The 2,932-nt window shown below is 42.5% G+C and carries 1 protein-coding gene and 2 pseudogenes; all 3 read left to right on the plus strand.

The annotated features are described in order from the left end of the window. A pseudogene (locus F6K49_RS38990) lies at positions 1–213 on the plus strand (DUF1995 domain-containing protein); the annotation flags it as partial. Positions 214–588: 375 nt separating this feature from the next. Beyond that, complete coding sequence (locus tag F6K49_RS38995) at positions 589–1,833, plus strand: RNA-guided endonuclease TnpB family protein (RefSeq protein ID WP_293105887.1); 1,245 nt, start codon at positions 589–591, stop codon at positions 1,831–1,833. A 21-nt stretch (positions 1,834–1,854) separates the two neighbouring features. Further along, positions 1,855–2,932: pseudogene (locus F6K49_RS39000) on the plus strand (hybrid sensor histidine kinase/response regulator); the annotation flags it as partial.

Raw genomic sequence — 2,932 nt, forward strand, 5'->3', positions numbered from 1 at the left:
GTGTGGCAAGTATGGCTAGAAATTGATGATGAGTATCAGTTAGTGACCGAAGAACCCAGCAAACCGACAGCAGAGGCTATTGAGCAAATTATACTTAAGGCAAGTCTAGTTAACACAACTAGCCCAGAAGATGCTCAAAATATACCATCTGCCCAAAAAAAACAGTCGTTCTTCTCAGGTATCCAGAAATTCTTAAATGCTCTGAGTCGTTGAACTCACAGTTGAACTGAGATATGAAAAACGTTATTAGAAATCTAGCTAGCGAGGCAAGAAAACCTCGTCTGTATAGATTCGGGAGTGTTAAGCTACCTCTTGGCTAGTCAGTGATATTAAATTTTAGAACTATCATAGAGGAGTAACTTAGTTGACGATTTGCGGTACAAAACGATACGATCATTATGTCGTCAAAGGTAGCTCGGTGACTAAGTACATCAAACTCGCCAGTTGCTGCTGAGTGAGTCGGGGTCAATGTCAGAACGTGAGCTTGATGGGAAACGGCAGGGATAATCAAAGCCATTAAAACTCCATGACTGACAGCGCCGATCTGCTCGCTTAGTATCAAACCAAAATGAAGAATGACCCAGACTTATGCAACGAGCCTTCAAGACCAAGTTAAAACTTAGTAATAGACAAAAAACCTTGATGGCTCAACACGCTGGGTATTCTAGGTGGCTTTGGAATTGGGCTTTAAATATGTGGAACGAATCCTATAAAGCCGGGCTAAAGCCTTCTGCTAACAAGCTGAAAAAGTTCTATACCAATCATGTTAAACCTCAATATCCTTGGCAGTCTACCTTAAGTTCTAGGGTTTATCAATTCGTATTCATGCACTTAGGAGAAGCGTTTAACCGATTCTTTCAAGGGAGAGCTCAACACCCTAAGTTTAAGAAGAAAGGTAGAAATGATAGCTTCACCCTAGATAATTGTGGGAAGGTCATGGAGTTTTCAGGAACTCGGTTGAAACTCCCTTTTCTTGGGTGGGTTAGCACTTATGAACCTTTACCTGGAATCCAGACGAAGCGGGTTACAATCAGTCGAGAAGCCGATTCTTGGTATATTTCTTTGGCCTACGAGTTGGAACCTGAACCCACTGTTAAATGTAGAGAATATCTAGGTGTTGATGTCGGGGTTAAAGTTATAGCCACCTGTTCAGATGGGACGGTATTTCCTAATCCTAGAGCTTACAAACAAGCTCAGAAAAAGCTGGCTAGACTTCAAGGAGAACTATCTAGAAGAACTATGGGTTCTGCCAATAGAAATAAGACCAAGCTGAAATTAGCTAAAGCCCATCAACGTGTTGCTAACATCCGGAAAGATGCAATTCAAAAATTAACCTCTTGGCTTTGCAAAAACCACGCAGTGATTGGGTTAGAAGATCTAAATGTTTCCGGTCTGCTAAAAAACCATAAGGAACGCAGGTGCGATAGCCGATTCCGCTCCGCTCTTTATGAAATTCGTCGTCAAGTCGAATACAAGTCTGAGTGGTACGGTTGCTCATTGGTATTTGTAGATAGATTCTACCCATCCACTAAAACTTGTTCTAGTTGTGGTCATGTTCAGGAAATGCCACTTAAAGAACGAGTTTTTGATTGTGAGGTTTGCGGTGAAGTCTTTGACCGTGACTATAACGCCAGCCTGAATGCACGAACGTTTTGCCGAAGGCTATTCGGTCTAAGCCTGTGGAATAGGAAGTGCCGACACCCTATGAAAAACCAGGTAACTGGAAAGAAGCAGGAAGGGAACTTTAATACGGTTTTTACCGAATTATATCAGTTTCTCGTCGCAGGGAACCGGCGAACTTGCCAAGGCAAAAGGTTAAAAATGTTCGCTTAATGTGGAATTTTAGCTTTCCGAATGTCTAACAACCTAGATGCTCAGCCACCAGCAGTAATCAAAGACGAATTTAACCTAGATAACTTCCTCGAGGATATACCGGATATAGAGGAAGTGGCACAACCAACCACTGATATCCTCCAAATCGAGTCCGATGATGCTGCAGAACCAAAAGTTGGCATGGCAGAACTCAATAGCTTAGCTGATATCTTTGAAGGTCAGACCCCTGATTTGGATAAAACCTGGCAAGAAGAAGAAATTATCGCTCCAGATAACCAGCAGTTGTCTAGCCAATCACACAATTCTATAACTACAGACGAACCAAAGGATTTATCTGACCTGATTAAAGAACTTGATGGGTTGGACATTCCAGAGGCAGCGGAGTCTACCGAGGAAGATTTACTCAGTTTGTTCGATGAGGAATTTCCAGAAGAAGCAGCTTTTGAATTACTACAGTCAAGGGAGTCAACTCCAGAGGAGATTCAACCTAACCCTACTCCAAGCCTGACGGATAAAGACCTTGAAGAATTATTTTCTGTTGGGAGTACTGAGGCAAACCTAACTCAAAAAACTAACCCAGCGGATGAATTAAGTAGTTTATTTGACGATACCTTTTTTGAAGAAAATAGCTCAAGCGCGGAAAATACTACTCCCACAAAATTAGATAGTTATGGGATGAGCAAACAGCAGCCTATCCAACCAAGCACATCGCACGTCGAGCCCACCCACAGCCCTCGCCCGGGTCCGACCTACACGGATCTCAATGAATTAGATTTTAATCTGGTTAATGACTTGGAGCTTATTCCAACTCACCCCCCGGCAAACCATGACCAGCCAGGAATTAAATCCCCATCAACTAAAGGGTCTTTAAAACCCACCTCGACACCCGGTCTTAGTTCAAGTGTAAAAGGAAAAAATAGAAAATCTGATCCTATAAAATCAAACAAATTACCAGATTCATCACCACAACCCTTACCAACAACCCAAGATCAATGGCAGCAATTAGAGCAGCTGTTGGCAGAAGCTACCGCACATTACCAAAACGTTGATTTTGACAGTATAAAACCTCTGGATGTGACCTTACCCACTGCTGAGGTGG

Source organism: Moorena sp. SIO3I6 (assembly GCF_010672095.1).